Source organism: Variovorax sp. RO1, from assembly GCF_002849325.1.
GTDB lineage: Bacteria > Pseudomonadota > Gammaproteobacteria > Burkholderiales > Burkholderiaceae_C > Variovorax.
The window spans coordinates 220,826-234,178 of sequence record NZ_PKMT01000001.1; the positions used below are offsets into that span (position 1 = coordinate 220,826).

The following is a 13,353-nucleotide window of genomic DNA, read 5'->3' on the forward strand; positions in this document are numbered from 1 at the left end:
AACGTTCTCGCTCACCACGGTCAAGCGGATCAGTTCATCGAGGATGGTGCGGTGGTGGACGTTGCCCCGTAAGCCGTCAATTAACCACGCCCTTGTTCAGGGAGCGATGAGCTGTGAGGCTACGTGCCCATGTATAGCAACATGGACACGTAGACATGACAGAGCAGTACGAAGAGTTGAGAGGCCGGTTGGTTGTGGGGCGCAAGAGTGACGGTCGCGGCGTCTACGACGAAGCCGCCAAGAGGGAGTTGATCGTTGCCTGCCTCAAGCAAGGAGTGTCGGTGGCACGCATGGCGATGGAGCACGGTGTCAACACGAACCTGCTGAGGACGTGGATCGCGGCTTACCAGCGGCGAAGCGCCCAGGTGCCAGCGGGCGACATCGCGCGAATGCAAGATGCGGCATTCGTTGCCGTGCGCGTAGAGGGTGAACAAGATCAGCCTCAGCGAGTGCCTCAGCGCGAGTGTGCGGTGGCGGCGCCCGCGATGGCCCACGCACCCGCTACGGCAGTGGCGGTGATCCCGAATGAGAACTCCTTGACGGCACCGACCCCGATGGTCGGGTTGCATGTGCGCCTGCCCAACGGCGTGCAGCTCGATCTCGGCGAGACGAGCTTGCAGCAATTGCCGACGCTGGTGCAGATGTTGAGCCGACTTCCATGTTCCGCTTCGACGAAGGGCTGAAGGTCTACCTGCACCGCGAGCCGGTGGACTTCCGGTTGAACATCAACGGCCTGGCCGTGCTGGTGGAGCAGGCGCTGGGCCTGGACCCGTTCGCCTCGTGCGCGTACGTGTTCAGCAACCGCCGGCGCGACCGGGTGAAGATCCTGGGTTGGGAGCGCAACGGCTTCTGGCTGTTGCTCAAGCGCCTGGAGAAGGACAGGTTCATCTGGCCCTCGGCCGATGCGGTTCCCACGCTGACGGCCGAACAGCTGCACTGGTTGCTGGAGGGCATCGACATCGCGGTGGTGCAACGCCACTCTCGTCTGCGCTATTCCAGCGTGGCCTGAAGGAACAATGATGGCGCATGCCGATCCAAGCGGGCGTGTCGTCGCCCGCCACCATCACCGCTGAAGAACTCGCCGCGCTCATCGCCGAGCGCGATGCGCTGGCCGGCGCGCTTCGAGTCGCGACCACCGAGCGGGACCTCGCACTGGAGCGGCTGAAGGCGCTGCAGCGCCAGCTGTTTGCGGCCAAGAGCGAAGCCCGCGGCACCGATCAGAAGGACCTGTTCCTCAACGAGGCCGAGGCGCTCGCGCCCACAGATCAGACGCCGCAGGCCGAGACCGACGAAGAGGAGTCGACACCGGTCGCGGGCCATCAACGCAAGAAACGCGGACGCAAGCCGCTGGACCCTGCGCTGCCGCGCGAGATCGTGCGCCACGAACTGCCCGAGGCCGAGCGTGTGTGCGCGCATGACGGGCACGCGCTGGTGGAGATCGGCGCCGAGGTCAGCGAGCAGATGGATGTCATCCCCGAACAGGTGCGCGTGCTGCAGCACCACCGCATCAAGTACGCCTGTCCCTGCTGCGATCAGAGCCTGAAGGTTGCACCGACGCCAGCGCGCATCATCCCGCGCGGGCTGCTCGCCGAGCAGGCACAGGCCTGGGTCATCACCGGCAAGTACCAGTTCGGCATGCCGCTGTATCGCACGGCCGCGCTGCTGCGCCGCTTCGGTGGCGACATCGCGAGCAATACGCTGGCTTCCGGCATCGTGCGCATCGGCCAGGCTGTGCAGCCGGTCATCAACCTGCTGCGCGACCACTTGCTGGACTCGGACCTGATCTACGGCGACGAGACCACGGTCCAGGTGCTCAAGGAGCCTGGGCGCAAGGCACAGACGAAGAGCTTCATGTGGGCGCAGATGAATGGCACTGGTCCACCGGTACGGTTGTTCGCCTATGCACCGGGGCGCGGCGCCGTGCACGCCGAGAAGCTGTATGCCGGCATCCGTCCCGGCACGACGCTCATCACCGACGGCTAAGAGGTCTACAACGGCATCGCGAAGGCCGGCGGTCTCACGCACCTTGGATGCTGGGTGCACGCGCGCAGGCCGTTCATCAAGGCTGACGAGTCCATCCCGAAGGCAGCCCGCTCGTCCGATCAGATCGCGGCCCGGTTCGTACGGCTGATTGGCAAGCTGTACCGTGCGGAGTCCTTGGTCAGGAACTGGACGCCCGCGCGCCGGCTGCGACTGCGTTCGCGCTACAGCGCCGCCATCGTGCGCGAGATCGAGCGCTTGCTGCTCACGCACCTGCACAGCGTTGCGCCGTCGAGCCTACTGGGCGAAGCGCTGCACTACCTGCATGGTCAGTGGCCCAAGCTCGTGCGGTTCCTGGACAACGGCTCCTGGCCGTTGGACTCCAACCCGGTGGAGAACGCTATCCGGCCCTTCGTCGTCGGGCGGCGCAGCTGGTTGTTCGCCGACACCGTCGGCGGTGCCAACGCGAGCGCCAATCTCTACTCGCTGATCGAGACCGCCAAGGCCAACAACGTCGAGCCCTACCGCTACCTCGTCGCGCTGTTCAAGAAGCTGCCGCTGGCGCAGACGGTCGACGACTACGAGGCGCTGCTGCCCTGGAACATCGAGCTCGGCTCGCCGTAGACCACCCCGCGCACGTTGGTTCCGACACTACGCGCAAGGGCGTAGTTTATTGACGGCTTACGTTGCCCCGGCCGCTCATGCGTGCCACTGTCTCGAACGAAAGGGCCGCGTTGCGCGCTGTGATCGGCAGACGCCGCAGGGAAGCATCCTGCATGGACATTTGCAACCACAACGTGAAAGTCTTGGCCGCCGCTGACATCTCCGTATGAGACAGTGGGTCTGCCGTAGCTCGAATCTTGGCGGTCACGGCTTTGCGGTTCAGGCCCGTGGTAATGAATAGCTGACTGAGATTGGGCTTGGCGACACCTTCGTTGCGCCACAAGCGTTGCGCTTCCTCGATCAAGAGGTCGCGCAGCAGTTCTTCGAGATGGGGATGCTTGACCCCCATGGCAAGAGCGAGCCTGACCATCGGACGAAGGATGCGAGCGCAAGCTGCGAGGGTCCAATCCAGTCGCTGGTCCATGGCATGCGCACGAAAGATGTAATCGCTATGCTATCCGGCGCTGGCTCTCGCAGTGGCCGGCCGGCCGACGGCCACTCGTCAAGGAGTGGGAGAGTCCGCACCAGCATGAACGAACAACGGCAGTGAGTTCCAGAATGCAGCAGACCGAAGTGGAAGTGCGTGGCCGGGAGATAGGCTGTTCGGACGATTTGATTAAAATGGAAAGGTCGTTTAAATCTCTTCTTGGTCACAAGGCGAGCTGGCTGAGTGCCGTGTCGGCGCCTGCTTCCTATGTACTAGGGATCCCTGAGAAGGCTCGCATTGGATCAAATGCGCGTCCAAGAAACGACGAAGGTGGAGGCATGCCAAAACACCATAGCGCGACGATCACCTTGAGGCTTCCAGTCGGGATCGATGCCGATGCCGAGATCGCTGCCTTGCGCGCTGCCGGCATTCCGGTTGACGCACTCGGCAACGCGGAGCGGGGTTTTCTATTCGTTCGGTTCAGCAACGGCTGGGGAAACCGCACCAACATCTTTCGGTGGTTCGCGGGCAGTATCGAGCAGGATCTGCGCAAGAGCGACATCGAACCTTATCACCGGCAGCATGGGGAGACACTTGCGAGCCGTGGCCTCAATCGCTAGGTGCCCACCGGACCGGTGATTGGCAAAGGCGATCCAGGGAAAGGCACAAGAGCTGTGATCCCGTACTGAGTGTGCGGCGTGCGACCGCGGCGATGGTACCCACTAAGGCACAACGCTCGTATTGGCGCGGTTTCGGGATCAAGATGGGTTGGATTGGACGGTCACGCTTCACTTTGACTTCGACGAGATCCTCAGTGGGGTTGCGCGAACCTAGGCCCTCGCGGACCTGCACTGGTAGGTCGCGTCGAGCGACCGCTTCTCTGATCGGGCCGTTTTGTCAAGGGCAGAGTATCTCGGTCTTTGGTTTCGTTGAACAGAACGTCTCGGTGCAGTTCACGCTTCTCTACGCAGTCGGTCCCGGCCCGAAGGTCGGCGCTGCACGCATTGGTCAGACGGAGCGGAGAGCCACGCTTATGGACGCGCTTTGCAGCGCAGCAGTCATATACGGCTTATGGACGCGCTTTGCAGCGCAGCAGTCATATACGGCTTCATCCGGACCATCGTCCACACCTGAACGCTCAATCCTCGATTCCTTTCGCTTCAATCAATCAGCCAGCCAACACGCTCAGGCCTTCACGGCAACAGGCTCCTGTGAACCCCATCGGAACTCGGAGCCATCCACCCACATGCGGTGCAGGATGACGGCCAGCTTGCGCGCCACAGCGATCACCGCACGTCGATGGCCTCTTGTCTTGGCAAGCCGCATTCCCCAAGCCTTCAGCGATGACCACTGCGCGTTGCGCGTGAGTAGCGAGTGCGCCGCAACATACAAGGCCGAGCGCACATCGGCATCGCCAGCTCGAGAGATATGGCCGGGGTTGTCCATCTCCCCCGACTGGTACCGTTTGGGTGTCAGACCGAAGTGAGCCGCCACGGTACGTGACGACTTGAACCGGGCCGGGTCGTCCACGGCGGACTTGAAGGTCAGCGCGGTCACCGGACCGACGCCTGGGATCGACATCAGGCGCACGCACAAAGGATCTGCCTTGGTCAGCGCCTTGACCGCGTTGTCCAGCTTCAGGTAGGTCTTGTAGAGCACGGTCCTCGCGTCAAGCAGCGGCACGAGCGCGCAGGACAGCATCTCGTCATCGGCGAAGGTCTGGCGCACCTGAGCGTCGAACGATCCGTGGCCCACACGCGGGGCCAGGCGGATACCGAACACGCGCAACAGCCCCCTCAACTCGTTCTCGAGATCGACGCACTTCGTGAGAATCGCCTTGCGGCTGGCCAGCAGTGCGCGCACACGATGGCTGTGAAGGCTCTTGATGTGCACGCGGCTGTACCAACCGGTGCGCAGGATCTGAGCGATGCCGCGCGCGTCGTTGCGGTCGGTCTTGTTGCGCATGGCGTCCAGGGTGTTCTTCACGCGCCGGGCCTCCAGGCAGATGACCTCGAAGCCTGCGGCCTGCAGGCCATAGGTGAGGTACTGGCTCAGCGCGCCGGCCTCGAAGCCGACGGACCTGAGCTCCGGACTGAAGGCGTGCAGCCAGTCGACGATCACGTCGACATGGGCGTCGACCTTGCCCTCTCGACAGACCTCGCCGCGGTCGTCCACGATGCAGATTGAGACGGATCTCAGGGACACATCGATTCCGGTGAAGTAGGTCATTCAAGCTCTCCTTCGTAGTGGATTTACGAGTCTAGGAAGAGAACTCCGCAGGTCAAATCAACCCGCCCGATCACCGATGCTCATGGCTGTGCGGAGACTATCGGAACAACTTATGCACGTACTGCCGGTTGTGTAGGCCGTGAATACCGCGGTATTCCGGAGCCAAGCCAACCTGTTCATAGCCAACCTTCAGGTAGAACTCCAGCGCTTGAAAGCTGAAGGTGTTCAGTAGTCCATTCCATTAAGTGGCGTGCGAAGCACGGCGGCATGGATGTGCCCGATGCGCGGCGGCTGCGTGAACTCGAGGCCCGTACAACGGTGCAGCAGGTTAGGGCGCGTGCGGAAAGCGTGCCGACCTCTCCACCATCAAGCCCGATCGGCTCCATGGTGAATGGAACTACTCAATCGGACCCAAGTCATGAGCCCTTACTTCTTCTGGCCGGCTGTAGTCGTGTTGGGCGTCGTCGTGCTCGGCGAGTTGCCCATGGCTGCCTTGTTCTCGGCCTTGGCTTCCGTCTTGGCGGCCTTCACCTCGCCCTTAGCCTTCTCGTGCGTGACCTTTTCGTGCGCGGCCTTCGCTTCGACCTTACAGGCGCTCTGCTCCTTGCCCTTCAAGTCCTCGCACCTTTCCTTGGCGACGTCGTAGTCGGCGTCGGCTTTGGCCTCTCTCACCTTGGCGTCGGCGCCGGGACTCGGCTTGTCGCTGGCTTCGAGCTCGGCCCTGGCGACCTTCTCCTTGGCCTTCGTTTCGGCATTGCAGACGTCCTTTGCATTTGCTTTCATGCCGTCGCAACCCTTCTTGTCGGCCTTGTACGTCGCCTCGATTTTGGCCTTCTTGGTCTTGTACTCGTCTTTATTCATTGCGGCGAAAGCTGAGCCGGCAAAGGCGCAGCACGCGGCGACGGCGAGGGAGATCAACGCTTGTTTCATGGTAGGTCCCTTACTCTTGAAGTTGACAGTGATTTAGCGCTCCTCTTCAACGTTGCACCCCGAGCTCAGGCGGTAGGACGCTCAGCAGGCTTCGCGTAGGCGCGGGCCGACAACCACGCGCGAAACGCGGCGGTGCAGCGGCTTCTCGACGGCACCGTTCAATTCACCCCCGCGTTCGATTTCGCGCCGATGTACCTCAACATCGAGGTCATCGATCGCGGCTGTCATTGGCGCGACGAGCAGGTGCCGCCTGTCTTGCGTGTCGAGATCGAACGTGAGAGCGCACGGCTGGTGTTGAGCAGGGCCTCGATTGCCTGGCCAGCTCAGCCCATGGCGTAGTGTTCCAGCGAATGGCCGAGGTTGAACAGGAGGAGCCGCAAAGCGTCTTCGGCCCATTTGCCGAGCGCGCCGGCGCCCAGCGCGGCCATCAGCATCAGCTTGTCGAGCTTGAAGCGGCGAGTGCGCAGGTTTTTGAAGGCCTCCTAGACGGTAAAGAAGCCGGAAAAGTAATAGGCCGCGACATAACAAGCGGTAGGCAGTCACCTGGGCCTGGCGCCGGCGCTCGATTAGCCAGCCAGCCGACCAGCAGCAACAAGCCCGCCAGCACCGCGAAGATCAGCTCCGACTTTTCGCCAAAAGGGCCGCGGTGGGCGTGGTTGAAACCGGCATGGTAACCCTTGCCCTCGGCGTGATCGTGACCTGCATGGTCGCGGCGTCCCGCTTAGCTTGTCCGGCGTGGGCAGGGCCGGGATCGTGCCCTTGGTCACCATCGGCATGGCCGCCGGGTACGGCAACAGGCTGGTCAGGACCATCCGTATGTCTCGCGAATCGACGTGCCTTCCGGTTTCTTTCAGTGCCGACGCTGCTGCCGTAACTCGGGCTGATGCCGAACCGCGGACACCGCACGCTGCAGCCCTGGCCAGCAAGATGTCCTCCGACGAGACCGACCGGTCATACTCGATGCGCACCGTATCCGAGACGCCGAGATCGGCGCCCCGGATGCTGCGCAGGGGGCCCGGTGCGCAGCACCAGGTGGGCAAACCGGGACGTGAGCGGGCCACCCACCGAGTGCATCAGTTCGCGCACCCGCGTCAGTGAAAGGGCGGCGGGGTCGTAATGGATGCATAGCTGTGGCGAGCCGCTCTCACGCCCCACGACATGTGCCTCGGCAAGTCCGGGCAGGCCCGACAGCGCGTCGAGCAGCCGGGTGACGCAGCGGTCATTCGCATCGTCGACATCCGGCAGCACCAGCGGGAGGTCCAGGCGAAGTTTCACGGGCTCGCTCATGTTCGGTTTACTTTCTGAAGGTTGGACTCGATGGCGCCGCGCCCGGTGCCGCCCCGGGCACGCCCATACCCGGCACCAGGATTGCCGTCACTCGCAGCGTCCCCTCGAAGCGGTCGGCCCGGAATCGGACCTTGTCGCCCCCCTTGGCCCGAAGGATCACCCTGGCATCCACGCAGCGGAAGATCGTCGTCCTTGCGGGTAGGTGAAGATGTGCGATCGGTTCGTGGCGCAGCGTTACCTCGCCGCGCTCGGCATCGATCTTGACGATTTCCCCAGCGATGAAGTCAGTGGCCGAGGGCTGCGCATGAATGCGGCCAGCGAACCCTGGAGCGATGTACGCGCACAGGAAGACCAGCTGATGCCGGCGGGAGATCATCGAAGTGGCCTCGTGCGTCATGGCGGCTCCCGTTACTCGGCAAGTGAGGCTCTTATTTCTTTGGTGCGGCGGCCGTCGCCCCGGAGCCCGCCGGAGCGGCTGCCTCAAGCCTCTGACGAGTTGCCGCCGTGCGCAACGCGCTGACTACGCGCCACGCGCTCGGCGCACCAGTCACAAAGATCACCGCCGCCAGCGCCAGGTAAACCCAGGCGAGCATGGTCAGCGCATCGATGGCGCGCTGCGCATCCTCCCGAAAAATGAAGGCCACCACCAACTGAACCGAGAACAGCGCCGCGAGCGTGATTGCCGACACTAGGTTGAAACGCAGGCGCAGCAGCAACGCCACGCCGAACAAGGACTGCGCCGCGGTCAGGAAGAATTCCTCGTGCTGGCGCGCGTCGAGTGGCATCGACGTCAGCGCGCCTGCGCCCACGCTCATTGCCAGCGGCAGCATACCGACCAGCAACGTCCACTGATTGATCTTGTCGCTGATCATAGTCGTCAGGCCGCCCTCGGCGCGGCCCGAGAGCACGAACAGCACCGCGATCACGACGGCGGGCGCCTCGCTGGCCAGGGGTGCGAGCCATTGGATGAGCAGGAATTCGTCGATCCTCAGCACCCGTCCCGAGGCGACGATCGATTCGGCGAACGGTTCGGCCGAGACTAGGATCACCGCGGCGGCCACGATCGTGAGCCCGCCCATCCAGGTCCATTGACGGGCAGGCGACAGGGTCGCCAGCGCCGCGGCCGGTCCGGGCTCGTCGTCGGCCTCCAGGCCAGACTCAACCTTGGGCATGCGCCCGGTCACCCACAGGTAGGCCCCGAAAATACCGATCAGCACGACCGTGTCGACGAGGCTGATGCGATTCCTGAGGACGATCACGAACGCGTAGAGACTTGCAACCAGCAGGAAACCGATCTCCACGACGTTGACCGTCGCTAACCTGATGCTGCGCTCGCGCGTTCGAAACCAATGGAGGATGGCCATCAGCGGCCATGCCACGCCGACCAGCAACCGGTTCGCGCCCGTCATGTTGGCGGCCGCATAGTGGACATAGTTGGATTCCGGTGCCTTGCCTGCCTGGTACGCGTAGTACATGTCGACCGCATACTCTGGCAGCACCGTCACCAAGGCAACGAGGGCGAGAATCAAGCCCTGCGAGATTCGTTTCTCCGCCGCCTCGGCGCCCCAGGACAACATGAAGCCTGCGGCTAACACGGCAACACCGAAGACCGCGGTGTCCAGTACCGGATTGGGGCGAAACCCGCTGAAACGGAAGATTGCCGCCGGCACGATGGCCGCCACGGCGATGCCGAGCACAAGAAGAAATCGTTTCATCGGTATTCTGGTTGGAGTAGACCGATCAATGATGCCATCGCATCGTACTGGAGGCTGCTTCACGACACCGGTGAAACAGAAAGACGTCCCAATGTCGCGATGTAGACCGCGCGAACGCTCAGTCCGCTCGCGATTGGTTATCGGCGCTCGATGGTGTCGATTCATTGCGGATTCGAAGGCGCGGCAGTGATTGGGGGGCTCGCGCTGCATGAAATCGATGATGCCTTGGCCACCTTGCAGCGCAGATCGAATGCGAGCGAGGACGACGCGGCCGTGCACAGCGCGCGAAGTTGCATGGCGCGCTCGGTGGCGTTCGTCACCTGCAGGTTGAAGAAACGGCCGTCCCATTCGCGCGCGGTCTTGACCAGGTGCTCGACCTCTTCGCGCAGCGGCGCGAGCTGCAGGCCGTAGTCGGCATACATGAAGAGCAAGCGGCCAGCCGCCCCCACATTGAGTAGAGCCGTTGGCTAAACGATGCTGTCCAGTTAACTTCTAACTGGACGGTTATGGACGTGAACCCGAAGTCGCGGCGCAGACACGGCGCTGGGTTCAAGGCACAAGTTGTGGCCGCGTGCGCGGAGCCTGGTGCCACGGTTGCCGCGGTAGAGGGCATCGCCGGCTGACGCCCCACATCTACACGGACGACGAGATCCAAGCGCTGTTGGAGACCGCCGCCCGCCTGATGCCCAAGGGCAGTCTGCGCCCCCTCATGTACTGCACGCTCTTCGGCTTGATCGTTGCTGCGGGCCTCCGACTCTCCGAGGCATTGCAGTTGAAGGTAGGCGACGTCGATCTTGACGAGGCGACCGTCACCGTGCGGCAGACGAAGTTCCACAAGTCGCGCTGCCTGCCCATCGCTGCCAGCGTGGTTCAGGCGCTGCCCACGCAGCCGGCCAGTCGCGTCGCCGAACTGCTGCCGCATCACTGGCAGGCAACCGCAGTGCGCTGATCGGAAACCGTCGTCAAGACTGGATCACCACGCGCATGCATCGTGACGGATGAGAGCATGAATCCATTTTCCCCGCCAAAACTTAACCTCGAGCGACGAAATTAAGACGAGTTCTCGGCGTACTCGCCGACCATAGGCGTCAAGATGATTGAGCCGGACGCAGACGCCTCGGCAACGACGGCATATGGCGCGATTCTGGTGGGCGTGCGCAAATCAAAGACTCTCGGGGGCACCCTGTGTCATCACCAGGGGTTTGACCGCGAGATCAGGCGCGACGTTCATCATGCGCAGGGTCTGTTGCACGACTTCGCTGAACACCGGCGCTGCCGCAACGCCGCCGAAATACTGGCCGTCGCTGGGCTCGTCGATCATCACCGCGACGATGATGCGCGTCTTCTCGATGGGCGCCATGCCGGTGAACCAGGCGCGGTACTTGTTGCTTGCGTAGCCCTTGCCGACCTGCTTGTGGGCCGTGCCCGACTTGCCGCCGACCGAGTAGCCGACCGTCTGCGCGCGCGTGCCGGTGCCGCCGGGGCCGGCCGCCATCTGCAGCATCTTGCGCACGGCCAAGGCGTTGGAAGGCGAGAACACCCGCACACCGACCGGCGGCTCGGAGTTCTTCAGGATGGTGACGGGGATGATCGAGCCGTCGTGCGCGAACGAGGTGTACGAATGCGCCATCTGGAACAACGACGCCGACAGGCCGTAGCCGTAGGCCATGGTGGCCTGCTCGACCGGCTTCCATGTCTTCCACGGGCGCAGCCGCCCGGTGACCGCGCCGGGGAACTGGATCTGCGGCTTCTGGCCGTAGCCGAGCGCGGTGTAGGTGTCCCACATCTCGTGCGGGGTCATCTTCTGCGCGATCTTGAGTGCGCCCACGTTGCTCGACTTCTGGATCACGCCTTCGACCGTCAATGCCCCGTTATTGTGGGTGTCGGTGATCGTGAATCCTCCCAATTGGTATTGGCCAGGAGTCGTATCGATGACGGTTTTTGGCGTGATCCGGCCCGCCTCCAGCGCCATGGCGACGGTGATGGGCTTCATCGTCGAGCCGGGTTCGAAGGTGTCGGTGAGCGCGCGGTTGCGCAGCTGTTCGCCGGTGAGGTTCTGGCGCTTGTCGGGCACGTAGCTCGGGTAGTTGGCGAGCGCGAGCACCTCGCCGGTGATCGAGTCGAGCACCACCACGCTGCCGGCCTTGGCCTTGCGCGCGGTCACCGCGTCGCGCAGCTTCTGGTAGGCGAAGAACTGCACCTTGCTGTCGACGCTCAACTGGATGTCGCGGCCTTCGACCGGCGGCACGATGTCGCCCACGCCCTCGACCACGCGGCCCAGGCGGTCCTTGATGACACGGCGTGAGCCGGCCTTGCCGGCCAGCTCCTTGTTGAACGCGAGCTCGATGCCTTCCTGGCCGCTGTCTTCGACGTTGGTGAAACCGACCACGTGCGCGGCCGCCTCGCCCTCGGGGTACTGGCGCTTGTATTCCTTGCGCTGGTAGATGCCCTTGAGGTTCATCGCGGCGATCTGCTTGGCGATGGGCTCGTCGACCTGGCGCTTGATCCAGACGAAGGTTTTGTCCTCGTCCTGCAGCTTCTTGTCGAAGTCCTTCTGCGGCATCTCGAGCAGCTTGGCCACCTGCTTGAGCTTGGCGCGCACCTCGGGGTCGTCGCGCTCGATGTCCTCGGGAATGGCCCAGATGCTGGGCGCCACCACGCTGGACGCGAGGATGAGGCCGTTGCGGTCGAGGATGCGGCCGCGGTTGGCCGGCAGCTCCAGCGTGCGTGCGAAGCGCACTTCGCCCTGCCGCTGGAAAAAGCTGTTGTTGAAGACCTGCACGTACGCGGCGCGTCCGGCCAGTCCGAGGAAGCCGAAAGCAATGCCCGCGACGATGAACTTGCTGCGCCACACCGGCGTCTTGCTCGCAAGCAAGGGGCTGGTGGTGTATCGAATACCGTGCCGAGACGTCATCTGAGCGAGCCTTGAAATAGTTTTTTGCGGCACGATGTCCAGCCGATTGAGCATGCAACGGCCGATAACCTGTACGCCTTTTTTCCGCTTTGAAGATTTTGAGCAAGTCGGAGAGAACGAATTGATTGCCTCCAGCCGATCGCGCGACCGGGCTATTCTGCACTTGAGAAATGGGGCCAGGCCCCATCAAAATTTCAAAGCAAAGCTGCGGGCAGGAACCGTCAGTCGACGTGCCATGTCCGCCAGGAAGTCGAAGTGGGCGGTAGGTGTCCTCCGATCGAAGCAACCGTAACCAGATAGCCCGTCTGGATAAAAGGTACTCGATACAGAGGCGGAATCGTCGCAGCCTCGCGATCGCCTCAGGTTGCCGGCACGCCTCCCAGACCTCGGCCTTGAACTGGGCGCTGTGTTTATTGCACTTGGTCCGTTTAACCACCATTCACCGCGGACACGCTGCCTGCAGCCTCTCAGCGAATCAAGATGCCTTCACCGCGCGCTTACGCCGCAGGCGCGCGACTTCACGAACCAGCGCGTGCGCAAAGGCGGTGAGATCGACGAAGCCGAGCGCTCGAAGAATCGCAACAAGTCCAGGGTGCGCGCCCGCGTGGAGCACGTCTTCGCGGTGGTCAAGCGGCTATGGGGCTTCACCAAGGTGCGCTACCGCGGATTGGCCAAGAACGCCACACGCTCGTTCGTCGCCCTGGGCCTGGCCAACATCTACCTGGCGCGTCAGCGCCTCATGGCATGAGTGCGCCCGCAACACCCGCTGTGCGCGGGCGTGGGCCGGAAATGGTCGCAATCCGGTTCGCAATCGAGCCGTTGAGCCCTTCCCATCTCGGAGTTCCCGATCAACGCAACAGCGCGTCGCTGAAATCGACCGCTTGTTCAGCGTTGCCCTAAACCATTCAATTGTCAACTACGGCCTCGAGCGGACTATTACCTGCGATCTAGTTTCACTGGTGTTTCTTTCCACGATCAGGAGTTCATCTATCAATGAACACCGAGCATTATTTCTTGCGTTTCTCGTGGCTCTAGTGAGCCGGCGTGCTTTTCCTCTTGGCGTCACGGCCCGAAAGTCGATCGAGCAAGCTTTTTGCTTGGGGCGGCGATGTGCCGCTGGAAAGTCGCGGCGATCTTTCCACCATCGAACGAGAAGAAAGATCACGGCTCCGATGGCGAGGATGCTGATGTACAGGCCCAGCATCATG

Annotated in this window: 13 protein-coding genes and 2 pseudogenes; 7 read left to right on the forward strand and 8 right to left on the reverse strand. The window is 62.9% G+C overall.

The features are described from left to right. Positions 1 to 155: 155 nt before the first annotated feature. The 3 genes and pseudogenes from CY658_RS00985 (at position 156) to tnpC (ending at position 2,604) form a co-directional block, all read left to right on the forward strand. Entirely contained in the window at positions 156 to 683 is a 528-nt protein-coding gene (locus tag CY658_RS00985) for a transposase (protein ID WP_101488467.1), read from the forward strand. Further along, positions 659 to 1,009 carry an IS66 family insertion sequence element accessory protein TnpB gene (gene tnpB, locus CY658_RS00990; protein WP_101488468.1) on the forward strand — a complete coding sequence of 117 codons (351 nt, stop codon included), beginning with the start codon at positions 659 to 661 and terminating at the stop codon, positions 1,007 to 1,009. Before CY658_RS00985 ends, tnpB begins: the two co-directional genes overlap by 25 nt. 17 nt (positions 1,010 to 1,026) lie before the next feature. Beyond that, positions 1,027 to 2,604 (forward strand): annotated as a pseudogene (gene tnpC, locus CY658_RS00995) (IS66 family transposase). A 46-nt stretch (positions 2,605 to 2,650) separates the two neighbouring features. On the opposite strand, the gene CY658_RS01000 reads toward tnpC, so the two are convergent. Continuing rightward, positions 2,651 to 3,067, reverse strand: a complete 417-nt coding sequence (locus CY658_RS01000; RefSeq protein WP_257884602.1) for a hypothetical protein — start codon at positions 3,065 to 3,067, stop codon at positions 2,651 to 2,653. 134 nt (positions 3,068 to 3,201) lie between these two features. Here CY658_RS01000 and CY658_RS32925 point away from each other — a divergent pair, with 134 nt between their 5' ends. Beyond that, complete coding sequence (locus CY658_RS32925) at positions 3,202 to 3,690, forward strand: hypothetical protein (RefSeq protein ID WP_257884603.1); 489 nt, start codon at positions 3,202 to 3,204, stop codon at positions 3,688 to 3,690. Positions 3,691 to 4,255: 565 nt separating this feature from the next. On the opposite strand, the gene CY658_RS01010 is transcribed toward CY658_RS32925, so the two are convergent. Beyond that, entirely contained in the window at positions 4,256 to 5,299 is a 1,044-nt protein-coding gene (locus CY658_RS01010) for an IS110 family transposase (protein WP_101488470.1), read from the reverse strand. A gap of 426 nt (positions 5,300 to 5,725) precedes the next feature. Then, complete coding sequence (locus tag CY658_RS01015; protein WP_180838818.1) at positions 5,726 to 6,229, reverse strand: hypothetical protein; 504 nt, start codon at positions 6,227 to 6,229, stop codon at positions 5,726 to 5,728. A 132-nt stretch (positions 6,230 to 6,361) separates the two neighbouring features. Between CY658_RS01015 and CY658_RS01020 the strand changes: the two genes are divergently transcribed. Beyond that, positions 6,362 to 6,568: a hypothetical protein gene (locus CY658_RS01020; RefSeq protein ID WP_101488471.1), complete on the forward strand. Its 207-nt coding sequence runs from the start codon at positions 6,362 to 6,364 to the stop codon at positions 6,566 to 6,568. 612 nt (positions 6,569 to 7,180) lie between these two features. Here CY658_RS01020 and CY658_RS32310 read toward each other — a convergent pair. The 4 genes from CY658_RS32310 to CY658_RS01035 form a co-directional block, all read right to left on the reverse strand. Beyond that, positions 7,181 to 7,516, reverse strand: coding sequence for a hypothetical protein (locus tag CY658_RS32310; RefSeq protein ID WP_143713512.1), 336 nt, complete (start codon positions 7,514 to 7,516; stop codon positions 7,181 to 7,183). Between the two features lie 7 nt (positions 7,517 to 7,523). Beyond that, positions 7,524 to 7,913, reverse strand: coding sequence for a copper-binding protein (locus CY658_RS01025; protein ID WP_257884604.1), 390 nt, complete (start codon positions 7,911 to 7,913; stop codon positions 7,524 to 7,526). Between the two features lie 31 nt (positions 7,914 to 7,944). After that, positions 7,945 to 9,231 carry a sodium:proton exchanger gene (locus CY658_RS01030; protein ID WP_101488472.1) on the reverse strand — a complete coding sequence of 429 codons (1,287 nt, stop codon included), beginning with the start codon at positions 9,229 to 9,231 and terminating at the stop codon, positions 7,945 to 7,947. Positions 9,232 to 9,392: 161 nt separating this feature from the next. Further along, positions 9,393 to 9,653, reverse strand: a complete 261-nt coding sequence (locus tag CY658_RS01035; protein WP_180838819.1) for a hypothetical protein — start codon at positions 9,651 to 9,653, stop codon at positions 9,393 to 9,395. A gap of 149 nt (positions 9,654 to 9,802) precedes the next feature. On the opposite strand from CY658_RS01035, the gene CY658_RS01040 reads away from it, so the two are divergent. Beyond that, a complete protein-coding gene (locus tag CY658_RS01040) occupies positions 9,803 to 10,180 on the forward strand; it encodes a tyrosine-type recombinase/integrase (protein ID WP_257884605.1) in 378 nt (125 codons plus the stop codon). Positions 10,181 to 10,393: 213 nt separating this feature from the next. Here the strand turns inward: CY658_RS01040 and CY658_RS01045 are convergent, their stop codons facing one another. Continuing rightward, positions 10,394 to 12,145 (reverse strand): peptidoglycan D,D-transpeptidase FtsI family protein, encoded by a 1,752-nt coding sequence (locus CY658_RS01045; protein WP_101488473.1) that lies wholly within the window; start codon positions 12,143 to 12,145, stop codon positions 10,394 to 10,396. Between the two features lie 505 nt (positions 12,146 to 12,650). On the opposite strand from CY658_RS01045, the pseudogene CY658_RS01050 reads away from it, so the two are divergent. Continuing rightward, positions 12,651 to 12,893, forward strand: a pseudogene (locus CY658_RS01050) (transposase); the annotation flags it as partial. Between the last annotated feature and the right edge of the window lie 460 nt (positions 12,894 to 13,353).

Excerpts from the sequence above, each read along its gene's own strand:
- tnpB (WP_101488468.1), top strand. The coding sequence starts at position 659 with ATGTTCCGCTTCGACGAAGGGCTGAAGGTCTACCTGCACCGCGAGCCG.
- CY658_RS32925 (WP_257884603.1), top strand. The coding sequence starts at position 3,202 with ATGCAGCAGACCGAAGTGGAAGTGCGTGGCCGGGAGATAGGCTGTTCG.
- CY658_RS01000 (WP_257884602.1), bottom strand. The coding sequence starts at position 3,067 with ATGGACCAGCGACTGGATTGGACCCTCGCAGCTTGCGCTCGCATCCTT.
- CY658_RS01030 (WP_101488472.1), bottom strand. The coding sequence starts at position 9,231 with ATGAAACGATTTCTTCTTGTGCTCGGCATCGCCGTGGCGGCCATCGTG.
- CY658_RS32310 (WP_143713512.1), bottom strand. The coding sequence starts at position 7,516 with ATGAGCGAGCCCGTGAAACTTCGCCTGGACCTCCCGCTGGTGCTGCCG.
- CY658_RS01045 (WP_101488473.1), bottom strand. The coding sequence starts at position 12,145 with ATGACGTCTCGGCACGGTATTCGATACACCACCAGCCCCTTGCTTGCG.
- CY658_RS01010 (WP_101488470.1), bottom strand. The coding sequence starts at position 5,299 with ATGACCTACTTCACCGGAATCGATGTGTCCCTGAGATCCGTCTCAATC.
- CY658_RS01025 (WP_257884604.1), bottom strand. The coding sequence starts at position 7,913 with ATGACGCACGAGGCCACTTCGATGATCTCCCGCCGGCATCAGCTGGTC.
- CY658_RS01035 (WP_180838819.1), bottom strand. The coding sequence starts at position 9,653 with ATGTATGCCGACTACGGCCTGCAGCTCGCGCCGCTGCGCGAAGAGGTC.
- CY658_RS00985 (WP_101488467.1), top strand. The coding sequence starts at position 156 with ATGACAGAGCAGTACGAAGAGTTGAGAGGCCGGTTGGTTGTGGGGCGC.
- CY658_RS01015 (WP_180838818.1), bottom strand. The coding sequence starts at position 6,229 with ATGAAACAAGCGTTGATCTCCCTCGCCGTCGCCGCGTGCTGCGCCTTT.